This window comes from Nonomuraea roseoviolacea subsp. carminata (genome assembly GCF_024172185.1).
Lineage (GTDB): Bacteria > Actinomycetota > Actinomycetes > Streptosporangiales > Streptosporangiaceae > Nonomuraea > Nonomuraea roseoviolacea.
Genome location: NZ_JAMZEC010000001.1, coordinates 1,804,076 through 1,828,281, shown reverse-complemented (window position 1 = coordinate 1,828,281; position 24,206 = coordinate 1,804,076). Strand labels below are relative to the sequence as shown.

The window sequence follows — 24,206 nt, the reverse complement described above, 5'->3', positions numbered from 1 at the left end:
CAGCCGGTACGGCATGCTGCGACATCTCGTGAACGGAGCCGTCGGCGGAGCCCTCGCCACGGCGGCGATGAGCACGGTCATGGTGGCCGGCCAGCGCGCCGGCCTGATGGGGGACCAGCCGCCCAAGCGCATCGTCCGCGCGATCCTGCCCGGTCACCCGCGCAAGCCCAAGCCGGGGGAGGGGGTGCTGGCGACGGTGGCCCACTTCGCGTTCGGGATCGGGTCCGGCGCGCTGTTCGGCGCACTGACCCGCGGCCGGGGGCGGGTGCCGCTCGGCGTCCTGTACGGGCTGGCGATCTGGTACGCCAGCTACGCCGGGTGGGTGCCCAAGCTCACGACCCTGCCGTCGGCCCACCGCGACCGGCCCGGCCGCCAGGCCGTGATGGCGGCCGGCCACGTCGTCTACGGCCTGGCCCTGGCGAACGCCGTCAACCGCCTCGACCACCGCGCGACCGAGACGCCCTGACCGCGCCCGCCCTGACCGAGACGCCCTGACCGCGCCCGCCCTGACCGAGACGCCCTGACCGCGCCCGCCCTGACCGCGCCCAACCTGACCTGACCTGACCCGGGCGGGGAGGCGCCCTCGCCATCAGGCGGCAGGGGCGCCCGGCGTCGGCAGGCGTGCCCGCGCGTCAGGAGGCATGCCCGCGCGTCAGTAGGCGGCGGAGGCGGCCTCGGGCGCGTAGGCGTCCTGCCGCGCCGAGTACCGGCGGATGCCCCCGGTCGCCGGAACCCGCCCCGCCAGCCCGGGGTCGCCCGACAGCAGCGTCTCGGCCGCCTCCTGGGCGGTCCCGCCCAGGGCCGTCACCAGGGCGGCCAGCGCGCCCGTCGCGTACGCCGCGGCGGCCGACGTGCCCGACCAGCTCGCGTAGCCGCCGAAGTCCACGGGCCGCTCGTACGCGCTGACGACCAGCACCCCCTGGGCGTTGCGCTCCACCAGCGACGCCCGGCGCAGGAACAACCCGTCGTGCTCCCCGGGCGCCATGAGGCTGATCCACGGCGCCGACTGGGAGTACGGCGCCCGCTCGCCCTTCTCGTCCAGGGCGCCCACGGCGATCACTCCGGGCAGGGCGGCCGGGTAGATCGTGCTGTCGCGCGTCGGGCTCGGGTACGGCCGTGTCACGGGCAGCCCCCAGTTGCCGGCGCTGGCCACGTGCAGGCACCCCAGCCGCGACTCGGCCCGTTCCAGCACGAACGGCGCCCTGCCGTCCCAGGTGGTGCCGCCGAGCGCGGTGAGCAGGATGTCCACCTCGCCCCTGAACAGCACCATCGCCTTGGCCAGCGCCCACGAGTCGACCTGGTTCTCCTCGTTCAGCGCCTGGCGGATCACGATGTCGGCCCCGGGCGCCTGCCGGGCCACGATCCCGGCCAGGTGGACGGCGTGCCCCATCGTGGCGGGCGGGTCGGGGCGTTCCTGCTCGCCGAACGCCGCCGAGTCGGCCAGGTAGTGCCCGGCCAGGGCGGGGTGGCGGTAGAAGGCGCCGTCCAGGATGCCGACCCGCACGCGGGGGCCCTGGTAGGTCGAGCGGGCCGGGATGACCACGTCGGGCTCGCCGGCCAGCCGCCGCGGGTTGCCGTCGAGTCCGCCCGTGTACGGCAGGCCGTCGGCGTGCATGCGGACCTTGGCCATGCGCGGCACCCAGGAGCCGTTGCGCAGCCGGTCGCGCAGGTGGAACAGCAGCCGGTCGAGGTCGCTCGGCGGCGGCGCGCCCGGCGGCAGCCCCGCGGCGCGGGCCTCGGCGATCATCCGCTGGTCCAGGTCCCGGTCGAAGGGGAAGCGGCTGAGATCGCCCACCTGGACCCTGGTCAGGCCGAGCACGAGATCCCGGTCGGGCGGCGCGGCCAGGAAGCCCTCCAGCTCGGCCAGGACCGGCCCCTCGTCCCGGGTCTCGGCCACGAGCTGGTCGTCGAGGTAGCGGTCGGTCCTCGTGGCGCCCTCGGCGTACGGCATGGCGTTCCTCCTTCGGTACGGCGGCTCGTATGGAGAGAGGGCGCGGGCGGTCCCCTGATACACCGCTCCGTCAGAGAGTGATCCAGCTCGTCGACACCCGGACCCCGTCGCCGGTGCGGCACTGCAGGTGGAACGGGTGATCCGGGATGGGCCTGATCGTGAAACCGCCCACCTCGTCGCTGCGCACCGTGGCCGTGACGCCTGACAGGACGCGCACGTCGATGTCGGTCACCTGGCCCGGCACGATCTGGCCGACGAGGGCGTCGCCGGCCACCTCCAGCTCGATCGTCAGCGACTGGCAGACGAACGTGAGCGCCCGCAGCGGCGCCGACTCCGACCGGGTGAGCGCGGCCGTCCGCTCCCCGTCCGTCTCGGAGTCGTAGGCCAGCCGGGCCAGCTCGTCGTCGATGGAGCGCCAGGTGAACGCCGCCTGCGCCGACGCGACGACCTCCCGCGGCACCTCCTCGACCGCCCGCATCGCGACGGCCAGCTCCGCCAGGACCTCCTCGTCGCTCCAGGACGCCCCGGACCGCCCTGGCTCGCCGCCGCCCCGACGGCTTTCGGGCTCGCCGCCCCGCCGGCTCTCGGGGTCGCCGCTCCGCCGCCGCTCAGACATGACCGCCGCCTTCCGGGCCGAGGTGATCGTGCAGGTACGGGCTCTGGCGCAGCCTGTCCAGGCACCGGGCGCGTCTCGGCCCGATCCCGCCGACCGGCGTGCCGAGCCGCCGGCCGATCTCCGCGTACGGCAGGGGTGGGTCGCGCATGAGCAGCGTGAGCAGTTCCCTGCACATGGCGGGCAACTGGGCGAAGGCGGCCCGTAAGGCCGCGTGGCGCTCCGCCCGCTCCAGCTCCTGCTCGATCATCGCCGTGGCCTCGTCGTCGTCGGCGAGGTCGTCGTCCATGGGCTGCTCGGCGACCTCGCGCCTGCGTACTGCCCGCAGGAGGCGGACGCATTCGCGCTGCGTGGTGACGGCGAGCCAGCCCGGCAGGGCGGCGGGGACGCGCAGGACGGCCAGGTGCTCGACCAGGCGCAGGCAGACGGTCTGTGCGACGTCGTCGGCGTCGGGCCGCGACAGGCGGTAGCGGCGGCAGATCGACCAGACGAGCGGCAGGTAGCGCTCCACCAGCTCGTTCCACGCGCCCTGGTCGCCCTTGCGGGCCCGGGTGACCAGGGCGATGACGACCGGGTCGTCGCGCATGGGGCGCCTCCCCTCCGGAGGGACCACCGGGGCGAAGCGCGGCGTCTCCCTGAGCTCGTATTGTCGGGACTCCGTCGCCGTACGGCAACAGCCTCTCGTTCACGTGGAGGGCGCTGTCGCCCGGCTGATACATCACAGGCGGACGATGTTCGGCCAGACTCCTGAAGGGTGACGCCGACCCCCACCGGCCGCGCCGAGACGCCCGCCCCTTCCGGCGGCGCCGAGGCGCCCGCCGCCACCGGCCGGGCCGAGACGCTGCTGCGGCTGGCCGAGGCGGACCCCGGGCGGCTGCGTCCCGTCGCGGCCCGGGTCGTCAGGGCGGCCCGCGCCGAAGGGGACGCCGCACTGGAGTCCGCCGCCGAGCGCGCGCTGGGCGTGGCGGCGGTCCACCTGCTCGACCTGACCACCGCCGCGCGCCACTTCCGGGCCGCGATCCGGTTCGGCGAGCGGGCGGGGCTGCCCGAGCAGGCCGCGGAGGCGCGCATCCGGCTGGCGTTCGTCACCAGCCTGCGCGGCCGGCCGCAGGTCGCGCTCGACGAGCTCGACGCGCTGCTGCCCGTGCTGCACGGCGTCCTGCGGGCCCGCGCCGAGGCGCAGCGGGCGGCCGTGTTCAACCATCTCGGGCGCGCGGAGGACGCCATGGCGGGCTATCGCGCTGCCGTCCCGGTGCTGCGCCGCACCGGCGACCACCTGTGGCTCCAGCGCGTGCTGTCGAACCGGGCCGTCATGCACGGCTACCGGCAGGAGCTGACCGCCGCCGAGTCGGACCTGCGCGAGGCCGAGGGGCTGTGCACCGCGCTGGACCTCGACCTGTCCCTGGCCGTCGTCCGGCTGAACCTCGGCTGGGTGAGCGCCCTGCGCGGCGACGTGCCCGCGGCGCTGGCCTGCTTCGACCGGGCCGAGGAGCGCTTCCGCGCGCTGGGCACCCACCAGCTCGGCTGGCTGCTGGCCGACCGGGGGGAGCTGCTGCTGTCGGTGGGCCTGGTGTCGGAGGCGCGGCTGGCCGCCCGGGAGGCGGTGGACCGGCTCCAGCGGACGCGCCGGGCGATCGGCCTGCCGGAGGTGCGGCTGCTGCTGGCCCGTACGGCGGGGCTGGAGGGGGACGACGGCGAGGCCGTGCGCGAGGCCCGGCGCGCCGTCACCGAGTTCACCCGGCAGGGCCGTCCGGAGTGGGCGGCGCTGGCCCGGTTCGCGGTGCTGCGCTCCCTCGCGGGGGACCCGGCGGCCGGGGGACAGGCCCGGGCGGACGGAGGCGAGCGGGCGCCGGCTTCCGGGCGGTTGGAGCGAGCGCCGGCTTCCGGGCGGTTGGAGCGGGCGCCGGCTTCCGGGCGGTTGGAGCGGGCGCCGGCTCCTGGGCGGTTGGAGCGGGCGGCGGTCGAGCTGGACGCGGCGGGATGGCCGGGCGCGGCCGTGGAGGCCCGGGTGCTCGCCGCCCGCCTGGCCCTGGAGCGCGGCCGGGTCGCCCAGGCGCGACGCCAGCTCGAACAGGCCGCCCGCCCGCGTTTCGGCGGCCCCGCCCTGACCCGGGCCCGCGCCTGGCACGCCACCGCGCTGCTGCGCCTCACCCGCGGCAACGAGCGGGGCGCCGCCACCGCCGCCCGGGCCGGGCTGCGCGTGCTGGACGAGCACCGCGCCACGCTGGGCGCGACCGACCTGCGCGCCTACAGCGGCCAGTACCGGCTCGACCTGGCCGCGCTCGGCCTCGGCGTGGCGCTGCGCGGCGGCCGGGCCGAGGCGGTGCTGGCCTGGGCGGAGGAGGGGCGGGCCAGTCACCTGCTGATGCCGCCGGTCCACCCGCCCGACGACCCCGGCCTGGCCAGGGCGCTCACCGACCTGCGGTCCGTCATGGGGGAGATCAACGAGCTGCGCCGGGCCGGACGGCCGACCGGCCGGCTCGACCAGCGCCGCCTGGCGCTGGAACGCGAGATCCGCGACCACCACCGCCGCCTGCCCGCCGGCGGCCCGGCGTCGCCCGGGGCCCGGCAGGCGGGCGCCTCCATGCTGGCGGGCGCGCTCGGCGACGCGGCCCTGGTCGAGTTCGTGCTGCTGGAGGGGGAACTGCACGCGGTCACCGTCGCGGGCGGCCGGCTGTCGCTGCACCACCTCGGGTCCGTCGCGCCGGTCAGGGACCTGGCCGACCGGGTGCCGTTCGCGCTGCGCCGCCTGGCCCGCCGCACGTCCGCGGCCAACCGCGACGCGGCGGCCGAGCTGCTCCGGCACGCGGCGGACCGTCTCGACGCCGCGCTGCTGCGCCCGCTCGCGGCCGCCGTCGGCGACCGGCCGCTCGTGGTGATCCCCACGGGGCCGCTGCAGGCGCTGCCCTGGTCGATCCTGCCGTCCTGCGCCGGCCGGCCGACGACCGTCTCGCCGTCGGCGACGCTCTGGTACGCCGCCGCCTGCGCCCCTCCTCCCCGCGACGGCGAGGCGGGCGGGCACGTGCTGGTCGTGGCGGGGCCCGGGCTGCCGGGGGCGCTGGGGGAGGCCGAGGCGGTGGCGCGCCTGCACGGGGTGGACGCGCTCACCGGGGCCGACGCCGGAGCGGAGCACGTCCTCGCGGGTCTCGACGGGGCGCGGCTCGCGCACCTGGCGGCGCACGGCCGGCTGCACGCCGCCCATCCGCTGTTCTCCTCGCTGCACCTGTCGGACGGCCCGCTCACCCTCTACGACCTGGAACGGCTGCGCCGCGCCCCGCGCGTCGTGGTGCTGGCGGCGTGCGAGAGCGGCCGGTCCATCGTCCGCGCCGGGGACGAGCTGCTGGGGCTGAGCGCCACCTTCCTCGCCCACGGCGCCCGTACGGTCATCGCCTCGGTCGTGCCCGTGCCGGACGCCGAGACGGCCTCGCCCATGGTGGCCCTGCACCGCCTGCTGGCCGCCGGGCACTCCGCCGCCACGGCGCTGGCCGAGGCGCAGCGGGAGGTCTCGGGCGACCTGCCGGGGGCCTCGGCGGGTTTCGTCTGCGTCGGCGCGGACGTCCGCCTGGACCCGCCGGGCACATGACCGGACGTTCCGGGCGGTAAGGAAGGTCTCCCGGGCGGCGGGGAGGGCCTTCCGGGAGGTGAGGAGAGTCCTCTGGGCGGCGAGGGGGGTAGGGTCGGCGCACGTGAGCACCGAGCTGGAGGACCTGGCCGCGCGGCTGCGCGCGTTCGCCCGGGCCCGCGACTGGGAGCAGTTCCACACCCCGAAGAACCTCGCGATGGCCCTGGCCGGCGAGGCCGGCGAGCTGGTGGCCGAGTTCCAGTGGCTCACGCCGGACGAGTCGGCGAGCCTCGACCCCGCCGCGCTCGACCGGGTCCGCGGCGAGCTCGGCGACGTGACGGCCTACCTGGTGCGGCTGGCCGACGTCCTCGGGATCGACCTGGTCGAGGCGGCCCGGGCCAAACTGGACGAGAACGAGCACCGCTACGACCCCGCGCTCTACCGCGGATCGGCCAGGAAGGCGCCCAAGCCGCCGCCCGACACCGGACGCTAACCGACGCGGGCGACGGCCGTCCCCGTCTCCGCGCGCCGCCTGCGCCAGGCGAGCATCAGCATGATCGACGGGATCGCCGCCGTGGCGAACGGCGACGGCTCGAAGCACACCGCCGCCACCAGGCACCACGCCGTGATGCCGCACGGCACGTACAGCGGCGGCACCTGCCCGGCCCGCCCCATGCGGACGACGAGCGCGCCGAGGAGCCCCAGCGGCACGCCGAAGCTGCCCCACGAGATCCAGAACGCGCCCGTGACCGGCGGCGGAGCGGCGAGGGTGGCGAACAGGTCCGGAGCCCACATCCCGCCCTGGAGCCACGAGGGGATGTGCCGGGCGCTCACGGCCAGCGTGACCAGCGTGTGGGCGCAGGCCAGGAACACGATGACGCCCCCGGCCCAGACGACGCCTCTCACCGGTTTTACGGAACTCATGGTTTCGTATGTTGGCACATCGGTGCCCCGGTCGCCCGCCGGGGGTCTCGTACACTGCCCGCGTGGAGCAGCCAGCCGGGCGACCGGGAGAGGGGCGTCAGCGGGGACCGCGTGAGGGACCGACGGGACGGCCGCATGGGGGCCGGACGGGACGCCCGCGTGAGGACCGCGTGGACCGGGCCGTGGCGGAGGCGGCGCGCGAGCTCCTCGCCGAGCGCGGCTACGCCGGCCTCACCGTGGACGCGGTGGCGGCCCGCGCGGGCGTGGGCAAGGCGGCCATCTACCGGCGCTACGCCACCCGCCAGGAGATGATCTTCGCGGCGGTGGTCCACGGCCTGGATCTGGAGACGCCCGCCGACACCGGCTCCTTCCGGGGCGATCTCGGCGCCCTGCTCGGCGACATCGCCGCCCGGCTCGTCGCGCCCCCGCCGGGTGTGGTCCCGGGGCTGTTCGCCGACCTCCATGCCGATCCGGCGCTGGCGGCACGGTTCACCGGCTCGTTCGTGGCGACCGAGCGGCGCTGCGTGAGCGACGTCCTTGACCGGGCCGTCGCCCGGGGAGAGCTCCCGTCGCGCCCTGATCCCGCCGTCGCGCACGCGCTGCTGATCGGGCCGGTCTTCGCGTGGCTGTTCCTGCTGGCGGAGGATCACGACCGGCTCGACGGCCTGGTCAGGGCCGCCGCGGAGGCCGCCGCCGTCGCCCTGGGGGCGTCCCCCCTCGGCACGTCCCCGTGAGAACGACGGGGAACGGCTGACGGCGGCCTCCTCCTGGTGTCATCCGGCGCGGGCGGCTTCCTTGAGCCTGTGGACCACCCGGAGGATCGCGGTTGATCACCAGCCTTCTCGCCGGCTCAAGGTCGCGCATAAGGTGACGGGCATGCGATTCGGCGTGCTCGGCCCGCTGGCCGTCTGGACCGACGCCGGGGAGAGCGTGGCGATCCCCGGCCTGAAGGTGCGCGCGCTCCTCGCCGACCTCCTCGTCGGCGACGGGCACGTCGTGTCCGCCGACCGGCTGGTGGACGACCTGTGGAGCGGCGAGCCGCCGGGCAACCCGGCCGGCGCGCTCCAGGTGCGCGTCTCCCAGCTGCGCCGGGCGCTGGAGGACGCCGAGCCGGGCGGCAAGAACCTCGTCGTCTCCCGCGCCCCCGGCTACCTCCTCCAGGCCGGGCCCGGCGCCGTGGACGCCGCCCGCTTCACCGAGCTGGTGGCGCGCGCCGAGACGGCCGACGGCCCGCGCGCCACGGCCGCGCTCCTGTCGGAGGCGCTGGGGCTGTGGCGGGGGCCCGCGTTCGCCGACTTCGCCGACGAGGAGTTCACCAGGGCGGCGATCGTCCGTCTGGAGGAGCAGCGCCTCGCCGCGCTGGAGCGGCACGCCGAGGCGCGCCTGGAGCTGGGCGAGCACGGGCTGCTCGCGGGCGAGCTGGGCGACCTCGTCGCCCGCCACCCGCTGCGGGAGCGGCTGCGCGCCGTCCACATGCGCGCCCTGTACCGGGCCGGACGGCAGAGCGAGGCGCTGGCCAGCTACACCGAGCTGCGCGAGCGGCTGGCCGAGGAGCTCGGCCTCGATCCCGGCCCCGAGCTGGCCGAGCTGTACCAGGCGATCCTCGGCCAGGACCCCGCGCTCAGCGCCGCGGCCGAGCTGCCGCCCACCAACCTGCCCGCCCCCGTCAGCAGGCTGATCGGCCGCGACGACGCGGTCGCCGAGGTCGCCGCGCTGCTGGCGGACGAGCGGCTGGTCACGCTGACCGGCAGCGGCGGCGTGGGCAAGACCCGGCTCGCGCTGGAGGTCGCCCACCGCCTGTCCGGCGCGTACGCCGACGGCGCCTGGCTGGTCGAGCTGGCCGCGCTCGACGGCGCCACGGGCTCGCCCGCCGAGGCCGTCATGGAGGCGCTCGGCATCCGCGAGGGCACCGAGGGGGCGGCGCCCGCGGCGCGGCTCGGCGAGGCGTTGCGCCCTCGCGAGCTGCTGCTCGTGCTGGACAACTGCGAGCACGTGGTCGACCGGGTCGCCGAGCTGGCCGAGACGCTGCTGCGGGCCGTGCCGGGGATGCGGGTGCTGGCCACGAGTCGCGAGCCGCTGGCCCTGCCCGGCGAGGTGCTGTGGAGCGTGCCGCCGCTCGGCGTGCCCGACCTCACCGCCTTCGACGCCGTCCTCGGCGCCTCTCCCGCCGTCGCGCTGGCCGCCGCGGAGCGGTCCGACGCCGTGCGCCTGTTCGTGGCCCGTGCCGCCGCCTCCACGCGCGGCTTCGCGCTCGACGCGGGCAACGCCGAGGCGGTCGTACGGCTCTGCCGCCGGCTCGACGGCATCCCGCTCGCGCTGGAGCTGGCCGCCACCCGTGTACGGGCGCTCGGCGTGCGGGGCGTGGTGGCGCGGCTGGACGACCGGTTCCGGCTGCTCGCCGCCGGTCATCGCGGCGCGCCGGCCCGCCAGCAGACGCTGACCGCGGTCATCGACTGGAGCTGGAACCTGCTGACGCCGCCCGAGCGGGTCGTGCTGCGCCGCCTGGCCGTCCACGCCGACGGGTGCACGCTGGAGGCGGCCCAGGAGGTCTGCGCGGGCGACGGCGACCTCGCGGAGCTCGCGGAGCTCGCGGAGCTCGCGGAGCTCGACGTCCTCGACCTGCTGGCGCGGCTGGTGGACCGGTCGCTGGTGGTGGTCGTGGAAGGCCCGGCGGGGGTGCGGTACCGGCTGCTGGAGTCGGTGTCCGAGTACTGCCTGGACCGCCTGGCCGAGGCCGGGGAGCTGGAGGAGGTGCGGCGCGCCCACGCCCGCCACCACCTGGCCCTGGCCGAGCGGGCGGAGCCCGCCCTGTACGGGCACGATCAGCGCGCGTGGCTGCGACGGCTCGACGCCGAGACGGCCAACCTGCGCGCGGCCCTGGAGACGGCGGCCCGCGGCCACGACGCGGGCACGGCTATCCGCCTGGTCAACGCGCTGAGCTGGTACTGGTACCTGCGCGGCAGGCCGGGCGAGGCCCGGCGCTCGCTGGAGACGGCCCTCGCCCTCCACGGCGAGGCGCCCGGGCGGGCGCGGGCGGCGGCCTGGCGGGCCGGGTTCGCGATGCTCCTCGGCGACCAGGCCACCTGGGACACCGCGGCGGTCACCGACCCGCGCGAGCGGGCCCGGGCCGAGCTCTTCCTCGGCATGGCGGCCTCCGACGTGCCGACGGCTCAGGAATTGGTCGGCGGAGCGTTGACGACGTTCCGCGCGATCGGCGACGAATGGGGCATCGCCGCGGCCCTCAGCAAGCGGGCCCGTGACGCCTTCACCACCCGCGACGTGGTCGCCCTCGAACGCGACAGCGAGGAGAGCGTCCGCCTGTTCGACAAGCTCGGCGACCGGTGGGGGCTGCTCCAGGCCACGGAGTGGCTGGCCGGCCTCGCCGCCATGAAGGGCGACGCCGACGGGGCCAGGCGGATGTTCGAGGACGGGCTGCGCGTGGCCGAGGAGCTCGGGATGGGCAACGAGGCCGCCCGCCGTACGGCGTGGCTCGGCTGGAACGCGTTGCAGGGCGGCGACTACGAGCAGGCGATGGAGCTGTGCGGCCGGGCGATGCGGCTGTCGGTCGAGCAGGGCTTCCGCGAGGGCACGGTCATGGCCGAGATGGGCCTCGCCTTCGCCGCGCGCCGGGCCGGGCGGGACGACGTGGCCGAGCGGCATCTGCTGCACCTGCTCGAAGGGGTGCCGCGCGACCCCGGCGCCGAGCCCGCGCTGCACCTGCCCACCACCCTGGTCGAGCTGGGGCATCTGCGCGAACGGCTCGGCGACGCCGAGGAGGCCCGCGCGCTGCACCTGGAGGCGCTGACCGCGGCGCAGCGGGTCGGCGACCCGGCCAGCGTCGCGTTCGCCGTGGACGGGCTCGCCTCCGCCCTGGCCGCCCTCGGCTCGCCCGAGCGGGCGGCGCGGCTGCTCGGGCTGGCCGCCGCCGTCCGCGAATCCCACCAGACGCCGGCGGGGCCGTCGCAGGCGGAGGAGATCGGGCGCGTCGTCGAGCGGGTGCGCGCGGCGCTGGGCGGGGCGGCGTTCGACGCGCTGTACGAGGAGGGCGGCCGGCTCAAGCCGGCCGACGCGCCCGGCCTGTGAGCGGCCCGACTGTGAGCGGCCCGGCTGTGAGCGGCCCGACTGTGAGCGGCCTGGGCCGTCATGCCTGGCCACGTGCGCGGACCGTCGGCGGGCCGGGCCGTCACGCCTGGGCCACGTGCTCGGCCAGCCGGTCGAAGAACTCGGTCCAGCCCGCCTTGGCCTGCCGCGCGTGCTCCTCGTCGGTGTTGACCCCGAACTGGTGGAAGCGCATCGCGGTCCCGCCGGCCGTCTCGGTCAGCTCCAGCGTGACCACCGAGGCGGGGCCGTCGCCCGGGTTGTCCGGGTCGCCGGTGGTGAAGACCAGCCGGCCGGGCCCGTCCACCTCGCGGTAGGTGCCGCCGAGCGGGGCCTCGAAGCCGCCCTCGCCGACCAGGACCACCTGCCACGCGCCACCGGGCCGGACGTCGGCGACGATCCGCTCCACCGGGGCGGTGAAGGAACGGGGGCCGAACCAGCGGGACAGGCGGCCCGGCTCGGTCCAGGCGGCGTAGACCTCCTCGCGGGGGGCGTCGAGGACTCGGGTGATCTCGAACTGCGCGGTCTGCGTCATCGTGGTGCCTTTCGTTCGTGGGGTTCGTCCGTCTTCCGACGTGTTCCACGATGCCGGGGCGCCCTTACGATCCCCTTCCGGTGTCCTTAAGATCGTCCGTCAGCTCGCCTCCACCATGGGGTCGGCGGCCAGGTAGCCGGTGAGGTCGGGGTCGTGCGGCCGGGTCAGCACGTGCTCCACCCAGGCCCGCCGTTCGCAGTCGATGGCCAGCAACTGCCAGACGCAGCCGACCGGCGCGTCGGGCGGCAGCCGGCGCAGGTCGGTCGAGCCCCGCTCGGCCCGCCACTGCCGCTGGAACAGGATGTCGGAGTGCCACCAGCAGACGCTCGCCCACAGCGCGTCGGTGCCGCGGTCCACGATGACGAACGCCACCCCGCCCCCGTCGGGCAGGTCCTGCTCGGCCGCCTGGAGCGCGGCCTCCACCTCGAAGTCGTCGGGCAGCTCTCCTTCCGCCGTGATGCCGATGACCTTCACGCTCCACCCGGCGGTCATGGTCACGCCTAAGGACCGGATCCGGCGTGGCCGGTAGGGGGATCTCAGTGGCTCCAGAGGGGTCATGGATCAGAAGGTAGTCCCGTACGGGGAGCGATCAGAAGACCGTTCGGCGCTTACATCGAGGGGACGCGCGGCTTGATCGAGACTGTGGACGGGATAGGCACGGTTGGATAGCCTTTCCAGGGATTTTTCAGGCTTTTTCCGCGTTTTTCGGGGACTCAAGGGGCCTATGAACGGGCTGGCTGACGAGGACTTGGCACTGCTCCTGCTGATCCGCTGCTTCGAGCGGAAACTGCTCGCGCTCTTCGAGCAGGGGGAGCTCAACGGCACCACCCACACCTGCCTCGGGCAGGAGTACGTCCCCGTCTCGCTGCGGCCCCTGCTCCGCGACAGCGACTGGATCTTCAGCAACCACCGCGGCCACGGCCACTACCTGGCCCGCTTCGACGACCCCGAGGGGCTGCTGGCCGAGATCATGGGTCGTAAGGGGGCCGTCTGCGACGGGGTGGGCGGCAGCCAGCACCTGCGGCGCGGACGCTACCTGTCCACCGGCGTGCAGGGACAGAGCATGCCCGTGGCCGCCGGGGTGGCGCTCCACCTCAGGCGGCACGAGCCCGGCACGCTGGCATGCGCGTACATCGGCGACGGCACCTGGGGCGAGGGGGCGGTGTACGAGGCGCTGAACATGGCCGCGCTCTGGCGGCTGCCGCTCCTGGTCGTCGTCGAGCACAACGGCATCGCCCAGTCCACGCCCACGTCGGCGCAGATGGCCGGCACGGTGGCGGGACGGGCGGCGGCGTTCGGCGTCCGGCACCACGCGCTCGACGCCCTGGACGTCACCGCCGTCAGGCACGAGGTGGCGCCGCTGATCGAGGAGATGCGGACGGATCCCGGGCCGCTCGTGCTGGAGTTCCGCACCCACCGGCTGGGCCCGCACAGCAAGGGCGACGACGTCCGGCCGCCGGGCGCGCCGCCGGCCGACTGGTACGCCGCCTACCGGGCCGCGCACCCCGCCCAGTCGGCCCGGATCGAGGCCGCGGCCCGCGACCGGGTCGAGCGCGTCGCCGCCGAGGTCACCGCCCGGCCGCTCGCGTCATGGGGCGGCGCATGCGCATGAGGGTGGGGGAGAACCTCAACCGGGCGCTGCACGGCCTGCTCCGGGACGACCCGTCCGTGTACGTCCTCGGCGAGGACATCCTCGACCCGTACGGCGGCGCCTTCAAGATCACCAAAGGGCTGTCGGAGCGCTTCCCGGACCGCGTCCTCGCGACGCCGCTGAGCGAGGGCGCCATCGCCGGCGTCGCCGCCGGGCTGGCGCTGGCGGGGGACAAGGCTGTGGTCGAGATCATGTTCGGCGACTTCGCGGCCCTCGCGTTCGACCAGATCGTGAACTTCGCCGCCAAGTCGGTCACCATGTACGGCCGGCGCGTCCCCATGCCGCTGGTCGTCCGCTGCCCGTCCGGCGGGCACCGCGGCTACGGCCCCACGCACAGCCAGACGCTGCAGAAGCACTTCCTCGGGGTGCCGGGGTTGTCGCTGTTCGAGGTGACGCCGTTCCACGACAACCGCGTCGTCCTCGACCGCATGCTCGCGCTCGGCGAGCCGTGTCTGCTGTTCGAGGACAAGGTCCTCTACACCCGTCCCATGTACGGGGAAGGGGCCGTGGACGAGCTGTTCGCCTGGCGGACGGTGGACGACGTCGCCGTGGTGGAGCTGGCCGACGGGGGAGACCCGGACTACACGCTGATCGTGCCCGGCGGCCTCGTCCACCGGGCGGTGTCGGCCATGCGCGCTCTCCTGCTGGAGCACGACCTGGCGGGCGCGCTGCTCGTACCGTCGCGGTTGCACCCGTTCGACCCGGCGGGGGTGCCGGGGCTCGTGCCGCTGCTGGCCCGTACCGGGCTCGTGTGCGTCGCGGAGGACGGCACGGCCGGCGGCACGTGGGGCGAGCACGTCGCGGCCGGCCTGCACGCGCGCCTGTGGGGGACGCTGCGCCGCCCCGTCGCCCTGGTCAGCTCGGCCCCGAGCGTCATCCCGACGGCCGTCCACCTGGAGCGGGAGGTGCTGGTGCAGGACACGACGATCCGCTCGGCCGTACTGGAGGGCCTGCATGGGTGAGCTCCGCGTCCCGAAGCTCAACAACAACGACTCGGAGTACACGCTGCTGGAGTGGCTCGCCGCGGACGGCGCGCCGGTGCGGCGCGACGAGCCGGTGGCGACGCTGGAGACGTCGAAGGCGGTGGAGGAGCTGACGGCGGAGGAGGACGGCACGCTCACGCACCTGCTGGCGCAGGGGGCCGTCTGCCGCCCGGGGGACCTGCTGGCGCGGGTCACGTCCGGCGACGCGGAGCCCGCCGCGCCGAGCCCCGCCCCGGCACGCGAGGAGAAGACAGCGGGGCCGATCATCACGGCCCCGGCCCAGGAGCTCATCGACAGCCTCGGCCTCGACCCGGCGCTGGTCCACACCCTGGACGTGAAGGTGGTGCGCCGCGCGGACGTCGAACGCCTGGCGGCGTCCGGCTCCTCAGCCTCGCAGGCGGCCCTCTCGGTCCACCAGAGGGCGGTGGTTCGGACCGTGACGCTCTCCCACCGGACCATCCCCGCCGCGTACACCGCGATCAAGGTGGACGTCGGAGCGGCCCTGACCCTGACCCGCGACCTCACCAGACGACTCCGCAAACTGGTCGGCCTCCCGGACCTGCTCATCGCCGCGGTGGCGTCCCTGCACGACAAGCACCCGATGTTCTTCGCCGAACTCGTGGACGAGTCGACCGCCACGATCCCCGACACGCCCGCGGTGGGGGTGACCATCGACCTGGGCACGGGCCTGTACGTCCCGGTCATCCCCGGCCGCCCGTCGCTCTCGGAGATCGCCGAGACCATGACCGCCTTCCGCAAGCACGCCCAGCACGGCACCTTCAGGGAAGCTGACCTCCGGGGTGCGAACATCGCGGTCACCCTGCACCACGACCCGGACATCGTCCTGGCCATCCCGATCATCGCCCCGGGCCACGCCTGCGCCCTCGCCCTGGCCTCACCACAGCCGGAGGGGGACCGTACGGTGGCGACGATCGGCCTCGCCTACGACCACCGCCTCAACAACGGCCGCGACGCGATCCTCTTCCTCCAGGCATTGAAGGAGTCGCTGGAGTCACCGGAGGCCGGTGAGTTCGTCGCTCGACGAGATGCTGGAAGTAGCGAAGGCGGCCTGAGGCGCCATTGACCCTATTTGCGGCATGGTGGCGAATCAAGGAGAGTCGGCGGCACTTTTCTTCCTCCGCAGAGCGCTCGCGTATCACTTGCGTAGTGCCCGTGAGCCAGTTGACGAGCCGGCCGGACTGGCGGCAAGGCCCGTCTCGCCCTCTTGTGGCTGGGCTCAAGAGTGGTAAGTCACCATCCGTGATCTTTGTATGACTTAATTCGATCTTGTGGCTGTTTCGGGTGGAAGTTACGCTTCGTCCGTTTGAGCAACGCGCTCCGAGCCGCGCGAGTCAGAGACCTTGTCATCTGGCTCAGACGGGGTGGAGCTTCGTCCGGCGTCCCCTCGGGGATGCCCCACGTGGTTCGGAGTGTGACGGCGTATGCGCCGCTTGCTGCCTTGGGATCGTCGTGCCCGCATCCTGGTGATCACGGTCTTGGCCGTGATGCTTCCCGGGCTGCTGGGGCTCGACCCGCAACCGGTGGTGGCGGCCGCCTCCGTGAAAGTGCCGCAGGTCGCGGGAGGCTCGGCCGAGACGCCGAAGCAGTCTTGGGGAACCGCCGCCGGCCTACCGTCGCTGGCACCGGCCAATGCGACCCGCACGACTGCGGATCCAGGGACGCCGAAGGGCAAGGCCAAGCCGCTGAAGAAGGCGTTGCCGCAGGAGGAACGTTCCGGACTGGTGAGGGTGCGGCGCACCGCGTCCCCTCGCCAGACCTCGCCCACCCCCAGCCCCACCGCGACGAAGGCAGGGGTGACTTCGACGCAGGCTTGTAACCCCTGGCAGCAGTGTGATCCGCCGTGTGGCTCGTACTCGCCGTGGCAAAAGGGCGTGTACGTGGCATACGGCACCTATGTCGCGGCGGGTCAGCGCATCTGGAAGGCCATCCAGAACATCCCGGCGAACCTGAACAGCTATCCCCCGAATGAGCAGCCGACCGGCTGGATGTTGATCGGCGACTGCCCCAAGCCACCGCCCCCCAGCGTGACGTCGATGTCGCCTGACAACGGCATCCAGGTGATGACGACGGAGCCCACGCTGCACGTCACCGCCACCACCTGGTACGGCGGCTCAATCGGCTACAAGTTTGAGATCTGCGAAACGCCGTCGATGTCCCGTTGCACCACGCACGACCCGTTCTGCTGCAACGAGTACAGCACCTGGACGGTCCCCGAGGGCACGCTGGCGTGGGGCCGTCAGTACTGGTGGCGGGTCCAGGTCAGCGACGCTTCGACGATCGGCGGTCAGAGCGGCTACTCCGACATCTACACGTTGGTGGTGGGCGTCCGGCAGCCCACCATCACGTCACAGTTGTCGATACGGGGAGTCAACGGCCAGGAGTTCAACCAGCAGTCCGGCAACTACACCACCACGTTCACCGACCTGCAGGTCGCGGCTGCCGGGCCGCCGCTGTCGGTGGTGCGGTCCTTCAACAGCATGGACCCGCGGCGTGACGGCGCCTTCGGCGCGGGCTGGGCGACCCGGTGGGACATGCGGATCCTCCCGGAGAACGTGGCCGGCCGCGAGGCCGCCCTGGTCACCTACCCTGACGGCCGCCAAGTGCGGTTCGCCAAGAAGGACGACGGCGGCTACCAGCCGCCACCCGGTATGTACGCCACGCTCGCCAAGAACGCCGACGGTAGTTGGCGGTTGATGGACAAGTCCTCCACGTCTTACCTGTTCGACAGCGCCGGCCGGTTGCTGAAGATGACGGACAACCGTGGACGCGTCCAGGAACTCACGTACGGGACCGACGGCAAGCTCTCCAAGGCGACCGCCCCAGGTGGCCGCTCGCTCACCTTCGCCTGGACCGGCGCGCACATCACCGCGGTCTCGACCGACCCCGTGGACGGCAAGCCGCTGACCTGGTCCTACACCTACAACGGCGACGTGTTGGAGAAGGTGTGCGACCCCGCGGGCGGCTGCACCCTCTACGAGCACAGCCCCGGGTCGCTGTATCGCAGCACGGTCCTGGACTCCGACCCGCTCGGCTACTGGAGGCTCGGCGAGAGCACGGGCTACCAGGGCAAGGACCTGGGTTGGGGCGCCGAGGACATTTACTACGACGACGATGTCACCCTGGGCAAGCCGGGAGCGCTGGCCGGTGCCGCCGACACGGCTGTGGACATCGCCGCCTCTACCAGCGCCAACATAACCCTGCCGGGCGGCTTCATGCCCAGGGTCGGCAAGTGGGCCTCGGCGGAGCTGTGGTTCAAGACCACCGGCACCGGCACGATCATGCGGGCGCACGGCTCCTTCGACAGCACCTCCAAGCCGATGCTGGAGATCACGTCGGCCGGCAAGCTGTCGGCGTCGTTCCACCAGACCACCACCCCGATCGTCACCAACGCCACGGTCAAGGATGGTGCGTGGCACCACGTCGTGCTCGCCGCCGGCGGTGACGTGCAGACGCTGTACCTGGACGGACAGGTCGCTGGGACGCTCAACGGTCCCATCACCGGCACCAACGAGCTGGACTATCTGGATCTCGGCGGTGGTGGATTGGCGGCCTCGCTGGACGAGGTGGCCCTCTACGACCGCCCCCTGTCGGCCACCGAGGTGGCCCGCCACTACGCCGCCCGCCTCCAGGCGCCCCACCTCCTGACCAAGATCACGCTCCCGTCCGGCCGGATCTGGGCCGTCAACACCTACGACCCCGCCACCGAGCGCATCAAGACCCACACCGACCAGCACGGCGGAACTTGGCAACTGGGCGAGCGCATCATCGACCGCGCCGCCGGCACCTCCACGGTCGTGGTCACCGACCCGAAGAACGAGAAGATCACGGCTGTCCACGACGCGTGGCGCGGCTACCGGCTGATGTCCAAGACCGACCAGCTGGGCAAGCAGACCACGTACTCCTATGACACGGGCGGCTACCTGTCGGAACGCCGGGATCCTAATGGCACCGGGGTCTACTGGCAGAACGACGAGCGCGGCAACACCCTCTCCACCGAGACCTGCCGCACCTTCGACAGCTGCCAGACCACCTACACGGAGTACTACCTCAACAAGGACGACAAGTTCGACCTGCGCAACGACCGCGTCCTGAAGGTGCGTGACGCCCGCTCCAGCAGCTCCACTGACAACACCTACGCCACGACCTTCGAGTACAACCAGTACGGCGAGCAGACCAAGCAGATCACCCCGGCGACGCCCGACTTCCCCAACGGCCGCTCGGCCACGATCGCCTACACCGACGGCACCGAGCCCGCCGTACGCGGTGGCACGACGCCGGCCGGCCTGGTGAAGTCGCGCACCGACGCCCGGAACAACGCGACGAGCTACCGCTACACGTCCGCCGGCGACCTCGCCGAGCAGACCATGCCCGAGGGCCTGGTCGTCGCCTCCGAGTTCGACGTCCTGGGACGTGTGACGAGCGAGACCGAGATCTCGAAGGCTCAGCCGGACGGCGCCAAGACGACCTACACCTACGACCTGCTGGGACGGATCGCCACCCAGACCAGCCCGGGGGTCAAGAACGAGGTCACCGGCGTCACCCACACCGCGCAGACCACGTACGCGTACGACCCGGACAGCAACACCCTCTCGGAGACCGTCAAGGACCTGACCGGCGGCGACCAGGAGCAGGTCTTCGCCTACACCTACGACACCCACGGCCGAGAGGAGACTGCCACCGATCCCGAGGGCGGCGTCATCCGCACCGCCTGGGACGAGATTGGTGCCAAGGTCACGGTGACCGACGAGCTCGGCTCGATCTTCGGCTACACCTACACCAAGCGCGGCGAGCTGGCCTCGCGCACCCTGAAGAACTGGACCGGCAGCCCCGTCGCTCCGACCGCTCCCGCAGAGATCACCCTCGAGTCGTTCTCGTACGATGACGGCGGGCGGCTGGCCACGCGCAAGGACGCGATGGGCCGCACGACCTCCTACACCTACTACCGCGACGACCTGCTCTCGGAGACCACGGCCACCAACGCCACGCTGAACGGTGCCATCACCGGCAGGAACGTCGTCACTGAGGCCAACACCTACGACGCCGCAGGCAACGTCACGCGGCAGGTCACCGGCGGTGGCAAGGTCCGCGTCGACTATGTCTACGACGCCGCCGGAAGGCTCACGTCGCAGACGCTCGACCCGGACGAGCTCGGCCGCAAGACGGGCTACACGTACGACGCCAACGGCAACATCATCGCCACCAAGCAGTCCGCGACCGGCACCACCCGAGTGGAGACGACCGAGTACGCCTACGACAAGGAGGACCGTCTCGTCCGCCAGACCGTCAAGAACGACGGGCAGGACGTGACGACCACCTGGAAGGTCGACGACCGAGGCTTGATCGTGGAGGCGGTCGATCCCCGGGGCAACGCGTCGGGCGCCGACGCCGCAGCGTTCACCACAACGCTCCGCTACGACCTGAACGACCAGCTGATCGAGGTCAAGTCACCGCCGGTGAAGGTCGAGAAGGCCGGCGCCGCGCGCGACGACCGCGTCACCACGAAGTTCGGCTACGACGCCGTCGGCCGCCAGACCCACGCCGTCGATCCGGAAGGCCGTATCACCACCTCCGGCTTCGACCGCGCCGGTCAGCTCACCTCGGTGACGGGCATGCCGTACACGCCGCCCGGCGGCACGGCCGTCACGCCCAAGGTCCTCTACGAATACGACAAGGCCGGCCGTCTGACGAAGACGACGAACCCCCGCGGTCAGGTCACGACGATCGAGTACGACGCGCTGGACAACCCGGTGCGCGTCACGGACCCGCCCGCGGCGCAGGGGCAGCCGGCGGGCCAGTGGGTCTCGCACTACGACCTCCTGGGCGAGGAACTGGCCGCCATCGACCCGACCGGCGCGCGCAGCGAGGCCACGTACGACGACCTCGGCCGGCGGATCACCAGCACGCTCGTGGAGCGCAAGCCGACCACCGCGGCTTACGTCACCAAGTACGAGTACAACGACGCCAGCGCCCTCACGAAGGTGACCCCGCCCAGCAACAAGTCCACCACCTACACGGTCAACGCCGCGTCGGAAGTCCGCACGGAGACGGACCCGGTCACCAACACGTCGACCTTCGACTACGACCTGGTCGGCCGTCCCGCGAAGGTCACGAACGCCCTCGGCAACGCCCTCATCGCCGACTACGACCTCGCCGGCCGCCTGACCGGCCTGAAGAGCGTGGACAAGCAGGGCGCAACCGTCAAGACCCGGGGCTACGGCTACGACCTCGCGAGCAACCTCACCAAGGTCACATCCGGCGAGGGGCACGTCACCAAGCGGACGTTCGACGCGACCAACCAGCTGACCGAACTCGTCGAGCCCGTCTCGGACACCGAGTCCATCACCACCAGCTTCGGCTACGACGCGTCGGGGGCGCGGACCCGCCTGACCGACGGCCGCGGCAACGCCACCTGGACCGCGTACAACACGCTCGGCCTCATCGAGACCCTCACCGAGCCCTCCACCACCGCCCACCCCAACCTGGCGGACCGCACCTGGACCCACGTCTACGACGTCGCGGGCAACGAGACAGCACTGATCCAGCCCGGCGGGGTGCGCCTGGACAGGGAGTTCGACCTCCTCGACCGGGTGACGAAGGTCAGCGGCTCGGGCGAGGGGCTGTACACCGACGACAAGACGTACGGCTACGACCTGGCCGACCGCGTCACCAAGATGAACGACCAGGTTCTCGAGTACAACGACCGCAGCCTGCTCACCAAGGTCTCCGGCCCGACCGGCCAGACGAGCGCCTTCGGCTATGACCCGATGGGCAACCCGACCCAGCGGATCGACGCCAGCGGCACCACGACCTACACATGGGACGACGACAACCGCCTCAGGACGGTCACCGACCCGGTCAGCGGCCGCACCAACACCTATGACTACGACAAGGCCGACCGGCTCAGCACCGTCGCGTCCACCAACCCGGTCAACACGCAGGTCTACACATACGACGCCGTGGACCGCGTGGCCACCCACACGCTGAAGAACAGCACCGGCGGCCAGTTAGCCAAGATCACCTACGGCTGGGACAAGGACGACAACCTCACCTCCAAGATCACGGAGGGAACGGCGGGAGCCGGCAACAACACCTACGGATACGACCACGCGGGACGCCTCACGTCCTGGAAGGGCCCGGACGGCACGACCACGACCTACAAGTGGGACGCCTCCGGCAACCGCATCCAGGCCGGAAACAAGACCTACACCTACGACGAGCGCAATCGCCTGACGTCGGGCGACGGCACGGACTACACGTACACGCCGCGCGGCACGCTCGCCACGGAGACGAAGAACGGCACCACGAAACATCTGACGTTCGACGCCTTCGACCGCCTCATCAACGACGGCGACGCCACGTATACATATGACGCCTTCGACCGCATGGCCACCCGGCAGACGCGGACGACGCAGCAGCGCTTCGCGTATGCGGGTTTGTCCAACGACGTCGTGGCCATCACCGACCAGGCGGGCGCGGTGCAGTCCAAGTACGGCCGCGACCCCTTTGGTGGGTTGGTCAGCGTCAAGGAGGGGGCGAACGCGGCGCTCGGGGCGTTCACGGACATCCATGACGACCTGGTTGGGACGTTCTCCGGTACGGCGTTGTCGGGGTCGACTGCGTACAACCCGTACGGCGAGGTTCTCGCGCAGACGGGGACGAAGTCGGCGCTGGGTTACCAAGGTGAGTACACGGACCCGGATACCGGCAAGGTCAACATGCATGCCCGGTGGTACCAGCCGGGCACCGGCACATTCGCGTCCGGCGATACCTGGACATTACCGGCGGAGCCTTCCATCCAGGCGAATCGGTATGCGTATGCAAATGCGTCGCCGCTTACCGGCTCGGACCCTACCGGTCACTATGTTGACCTGGGCAATGGGTCAGGAGATCCCAAAAAGATCATCTCGCCTGCTGAAGTGCTTGCTCGTCGGGAGGCCGCAAAACAGCCACCTGCCAAGCCGGCGCAGCAACAGCCCGTCAAGCCGGCACTAAAAGGCCGGGGAGCTCGGCTGGGCCTGTTCGGTGTTTTGCTTCTCACGATTGCCTCTGTGCAAACTCGGAAGATCAAGTACACGACACTCGAGGCGGAGACGCCGATCAAGCCTGGGCGTAAGATCGGTACCGGCTCAAGCCCCTACGGTGACGACAGGCGAGAGCCAAAGCAGCCCGTCAAGCCGAAGAAGAAGGTGGGTGGCAAGCCCCAAGGACGGCGCCCGACAACCACCAGCTCGACTCCTCACCAGCAGCCTCACGGATGTGCAATAGCCGGCGGCTGCGGCCAGCCGAAATGTTCGTCCCCTTCATGCAGGAAGATTCCAACTACCGAGAATCTCGACGACAGGGGACGAAAGCCCACCAAGCAAAGCACGATTCATGGGCCCTGCAAGAGTCCGTGCACCCCTCCACCCTGCCCGAAGTCAAGGTGCGGCGCGCCTGAGAACTGCGCCCCCGGCCAACCATGCGCGCATCCGGATCAGATCTTCATCAGTGGCGACGCGGTAGCGGAGCTCTACGGAGTCGATCCCGATGCCTACGAAAATCCCATTATCAACTGTGACGCTTCCCGATACGGGATGGGGACATGTGAAGACGGAATAGCCGCCGTCGACCCCGAGAACACGGAGATCGAATCGGGCGACCCCCCACCACCCCCGATCTTCACCTGCGACCCGCCCAACAGTTTCGTCGAAGGCACCAAGGTGCTCATGGCGGACGGGAGCACCAAGCCGATCGAGGACATCAAGATCGGCGACAAGGTCTTCGCCGCCGATCCGGCGACGGGCCGCACTGGGCCCCAATTGGTCACTGCCTTGATCGCTGGCCAAGGGATGAAGCGGCTGGTCAAGATCACCGTAGATGCGGATGGGAGAAAGGGCGACCGAATAGGCGCGGTCGTCGCCACAGACAACCATCCCTTCTGGATCCCCGCACTCAAAGCCTGGATCCCGGCCGGCCAGCTGCAGCGCGGAATGTGGCTGCAGACCGCAGCCGGCACGTACGTCCAGATCACATCGATCGCTAGCTGGACCGCTGTCCGCCAGGTTCACAACCTTACGGTTGACCGCGCGCACACCTACCATGTGCTGGCCGGGGACCAAGCTATCCTCGTCCACAACGATGGCTGGAACCCGTTCAAGAAGAAGTCTGGTTCAGCACGGCCGTCGCGTCCTGAGCCTAATGCGACTATTCAGGACTTGCTCAGATATGGACGTCCCGATGTCGACGGCTCCAAGGAGAGCCGGGACAAATTGGAAAGAGCTTCAAAAATGCAAGACTGGCAGATGCTCGACTCGATCTTCGAGCCGTTGGAGGGAGAGGTTGGGTATCTTCGAGTCGGGCCTGACGGCAAGAATCTACAGAACGGTAATCACCGGGCAGAGATTCTCCTCAGGTGGGCAGCAGATCCTCATGACGACGATTGGGATTATGATACTAAGATCTACATAGCGAACCATAAGCCCTGCTAGGAAGTTTGATAAGGGCGCAGCGTTCGATGCTGCGCCCTTATTTGGGGGTGCAAGATGCTTCGGCAGCTTTTTGGCAAGCGTAACAAAGTTGATATTGAACGTGTGATAGTTTTGCTAATTCATAGGGCGCAGTTGCAAATAAGGACAGATTCGGGAGAACTGAAGCGCGGAGAGAATCTTTCTCAAAGTGAATCTCAACTGAAGTTCGAGCGCATATATTGGCTCTCGGACCTGTGTCACGGTATAGTTGGACCTTTTGGCTTCTCCTCTAAGAAGCTTCGGCGTGAGCGCCTATATCGGTGCCTTGAATGGGCTTGGGGGATGTCGCATTCCGAGCGACGAGCTTGGATGGTGGAATATTTCGACGAGATTGAATTCGATTATTCTGTGTTGAAAAATGA

Annotated in this window: 15 protein-coding genes; 9 read left to right on the top strand and 6 right to left on the bottom strand. The window is 71.7% G+C overall.

Features of this window, described 5'->3' with window-relative positions:
• Positions 1-28 precede the first annotated feature (28 nt).
• Positions 29-466 (top strand): DUF1440 domain-containing protein, encoded by a 438-nt coding sequence (locus tag HD595_RS08260; RefSeq protein WP_253767189.1) that lies wholly within the window; start codon positions 29-31, stop codon positions 464-466.
• A gap of 186 nt (positions 467-652) precedes the next feature.
• On the opposite strand, the gene HD595_RS08255 is transcribed toward HD595_RS08260, so the two are convergent.
• From HD595_RS08255 to HD595_RS08245, 3 genes are all read right to left on the bottom strand, one after another.
• Positions 653-1,951: a S8 family peptidase gene (locus HD595_RS08255; protein ID WP_253767187.1), complete on the bottom strand. Its 1,299-nt coding sequence runs from the start codon at positions 1,949-1,951 to the stop codon at positions 653-655.
• A gap of 70 nt (positions 1,952-2,021) precedes the next feature.
• Entirely contained in the window at positions 2,022-2,567 is a 546-nt protein-coding gene (locus HD595_RS08250) for a hypothetical protein (protein WP_253767185.1), read from the bottom strand.
• Positions 2,560-3,150 carry an RNA polymerase sigma factor gene (locus tag HD595_RS08245; RefSeq protein ID WP_253767183.1) on the bottom strand — a complete coding sequence of 197 codons (591 nt, stop codon included), beginning with the start codon at positions 3,148-3,150 and terminating at the stop codon, positions 2,560-2,562. The genes HD595_RS08250 and HD595_RS08245 overlap by 8 nt, the downstream gene beginning before the upstream one ends.
• A gap of 168 nt (positions 3,151-3,318) precedes the next feature.
• Between HD595_RS08245 and HD595_RS46665 the strand changes: the two genes are divergently transcribed.
• Both HD595_RS46665 and HD595_RS08235 read left to right on the top strand, forming a co-directional pair.
• Complete coding sequence (locus HD595_RS46665) at positions 3,319-6,147, top strand: CHAT domain-containing protein (RefSeq protein ID WP_253767181.1); 2,829 nt, start codon at positions 3,319-3,321, stop codon at positions 6,145-6,147.
• Positions 6,148-6,250: 103 nt separating this feature from the next.
• Positions 6,251-6,619 (top strand): nucleotide pyrophosphohydrolase, encoded by a 369-nt coding sequence (locus HD595_RS08235; protein ID WP_253767179.1) that lies wholly within the window; start codon positions 6,251-6,253, stop codon positions 6,617-6,619.
• Here the strand turns inward: HD595_RS08235 and HD595_RS08230 are convergent.
• Positions 6,616-7,050: a DUF6463 family protein gene (locus HD595_RS08230; RefSeq protein ID WP_253767177.1), complete on the bottom strand. Its 435-nt coding sequence runs from the start codon at positions 7,048-7,050 to the stop codon at positions 6,616-6,618. The two genes, HD595_RS08235 and HD595_RS08230, sit on opposite strands and share 4 nt — an antisense overlap.
• A 170-nt stretch (positions 7,051-7,220) precedes the next feature.
• Between HD595_RS08230 and HD595_RS08225 the strand changes: the two genes are divergently transcribed.
• Both HD595_RS08225 and HD595_RS08220 read left to right on the top strand, forming a co-directional pair.
• Positions 7,221-7,784 carry a TetR/AcrR family transcriptional regulator gene (locus tag HD595_RS08225; protein ID WP_253767175.1) on the top strand — a complete coding sequence of 188 codons (564 nt, stop codon included), beginning with the start codon at positions 7,221-7,223 and terminating at the stop codon, positions 7,782-7,784.
• Between the two features lie 142 nt (positions 7,785-7,926).
• The gene (locus tag HD595_RS08220) at positions 7,927-11,133 is read left to right on the top strand and encodes an AfsR/SARP family transcriptional regulator (protein ID WP_253767173.1); all 3,207 of its coding nucleotides are present in this window, start codon (positions 7,927-7,929) and stop codon (positions 11,131-11,133) included.
• Positions 11,134-11,233: 100 nt separating this feature from the next.
• Here the strand turns inward: HD595_RS08220 and HD595_RS08215 are convergent, their stop codons facing one another.
• Together HD595_RS08215 and HD595_RS08210 are read right to left on the bottom strand one after the other, a co-directional pair.
• The gene (locus HD595_RS08215) at positions 11,234-11,683 is read right to left on the bottom strand and encodes an SRPBCC family protein (RefSeq protein WP_253767171.1); all 450 of its coding nucleotides are present in this window, start codon (positions 11,681-11,683) and stop codon (positions 11,234-11,236) included.
• 99 nt (positions 11,684-11,782) lie between these two features.
• The gene (locus HD595_RS08210) at positions 11,783-12,175 is read right to left on the bottom strand and encodes a hypothetical protein (protein ID WP_253767170.1); all 393 of its coding nucleotides are present in this window, start codon (positions 12,173-12,175) and stop codon (positions 11,783-11,785) included.
• Between the two features lie 232 nt (positions 12,176-12,407).
• Here HD595_RS08210 and HD595_RS08205 point away from each other — a divergent pair, with 232 nt between their 5' ends.
• The 4 genes from HD595_RS08205 to HD595_RS08190 all read left to right on the top strand — a co-directional run bounded on the left by HD595_RS08205 (position 12,408) and on the right by HD595_RS08190 (position 23,805).
• Positions 12,408-13,295: a thiamine pyrophosphate-dependent dehydrogenase E1 component subunit alpha gene (locus HD595_RS08205; protein ID WP_253767168.1), complete on the top strand. Its 888-nt coding sequence runs from the start codon at positions 12,408-12,410 to the stop codon at positions 13,293-13,295.
• The gene (locus HD595_RS08200) at positions 13,286-14,296 is read left to right on the top strand and encodes an alpha-ketoacid dehydrogenase subunit beta (RefSeq protein ID WP_253767167.1); all 1,011 of its coding nucleotides are present in this window, start codon (positions 13,286-13,288) and stop codon (positions 14,294-14,296) included. The genes HD595_RS08205 and HD595_RS08200 overlap by 10 nt, the downstream gene beginning before the upstream one ends.
• The gene (locus HD595_RS08195; protein ID WP_253767165.1) at positions 14,289-15,401 is read left to right on the top strand and encodes a 2-oxo acid dehydrogenase subunit E2; all 1,113 of its coding nucleotides are present in this window, start codon (positions 14,289-14,291) and stop codon (positions 15,399-15,401) included. The genes HD595_RS08200 and HD595_RS08195 overlap by 8 nt, the downstream gene beginning before the upstream one ends.
• A gap of 358 nt (positions 15,402-15,759) precedes the next feature.
• On the top strand, positions 15,760-23,805 hold the full coding sequence (locus tag HD595_RS08190) for an RHS repeat-associated core domain-containing protein (protein WP_253767163.1): 8,046 nt from the start codon (positions 15,760-15,762) through the stop codon (positions 23,803-23,805).
• The last annotated feature ends 401 nt before the right edge of the window (positions 23,806-24,206 follow it).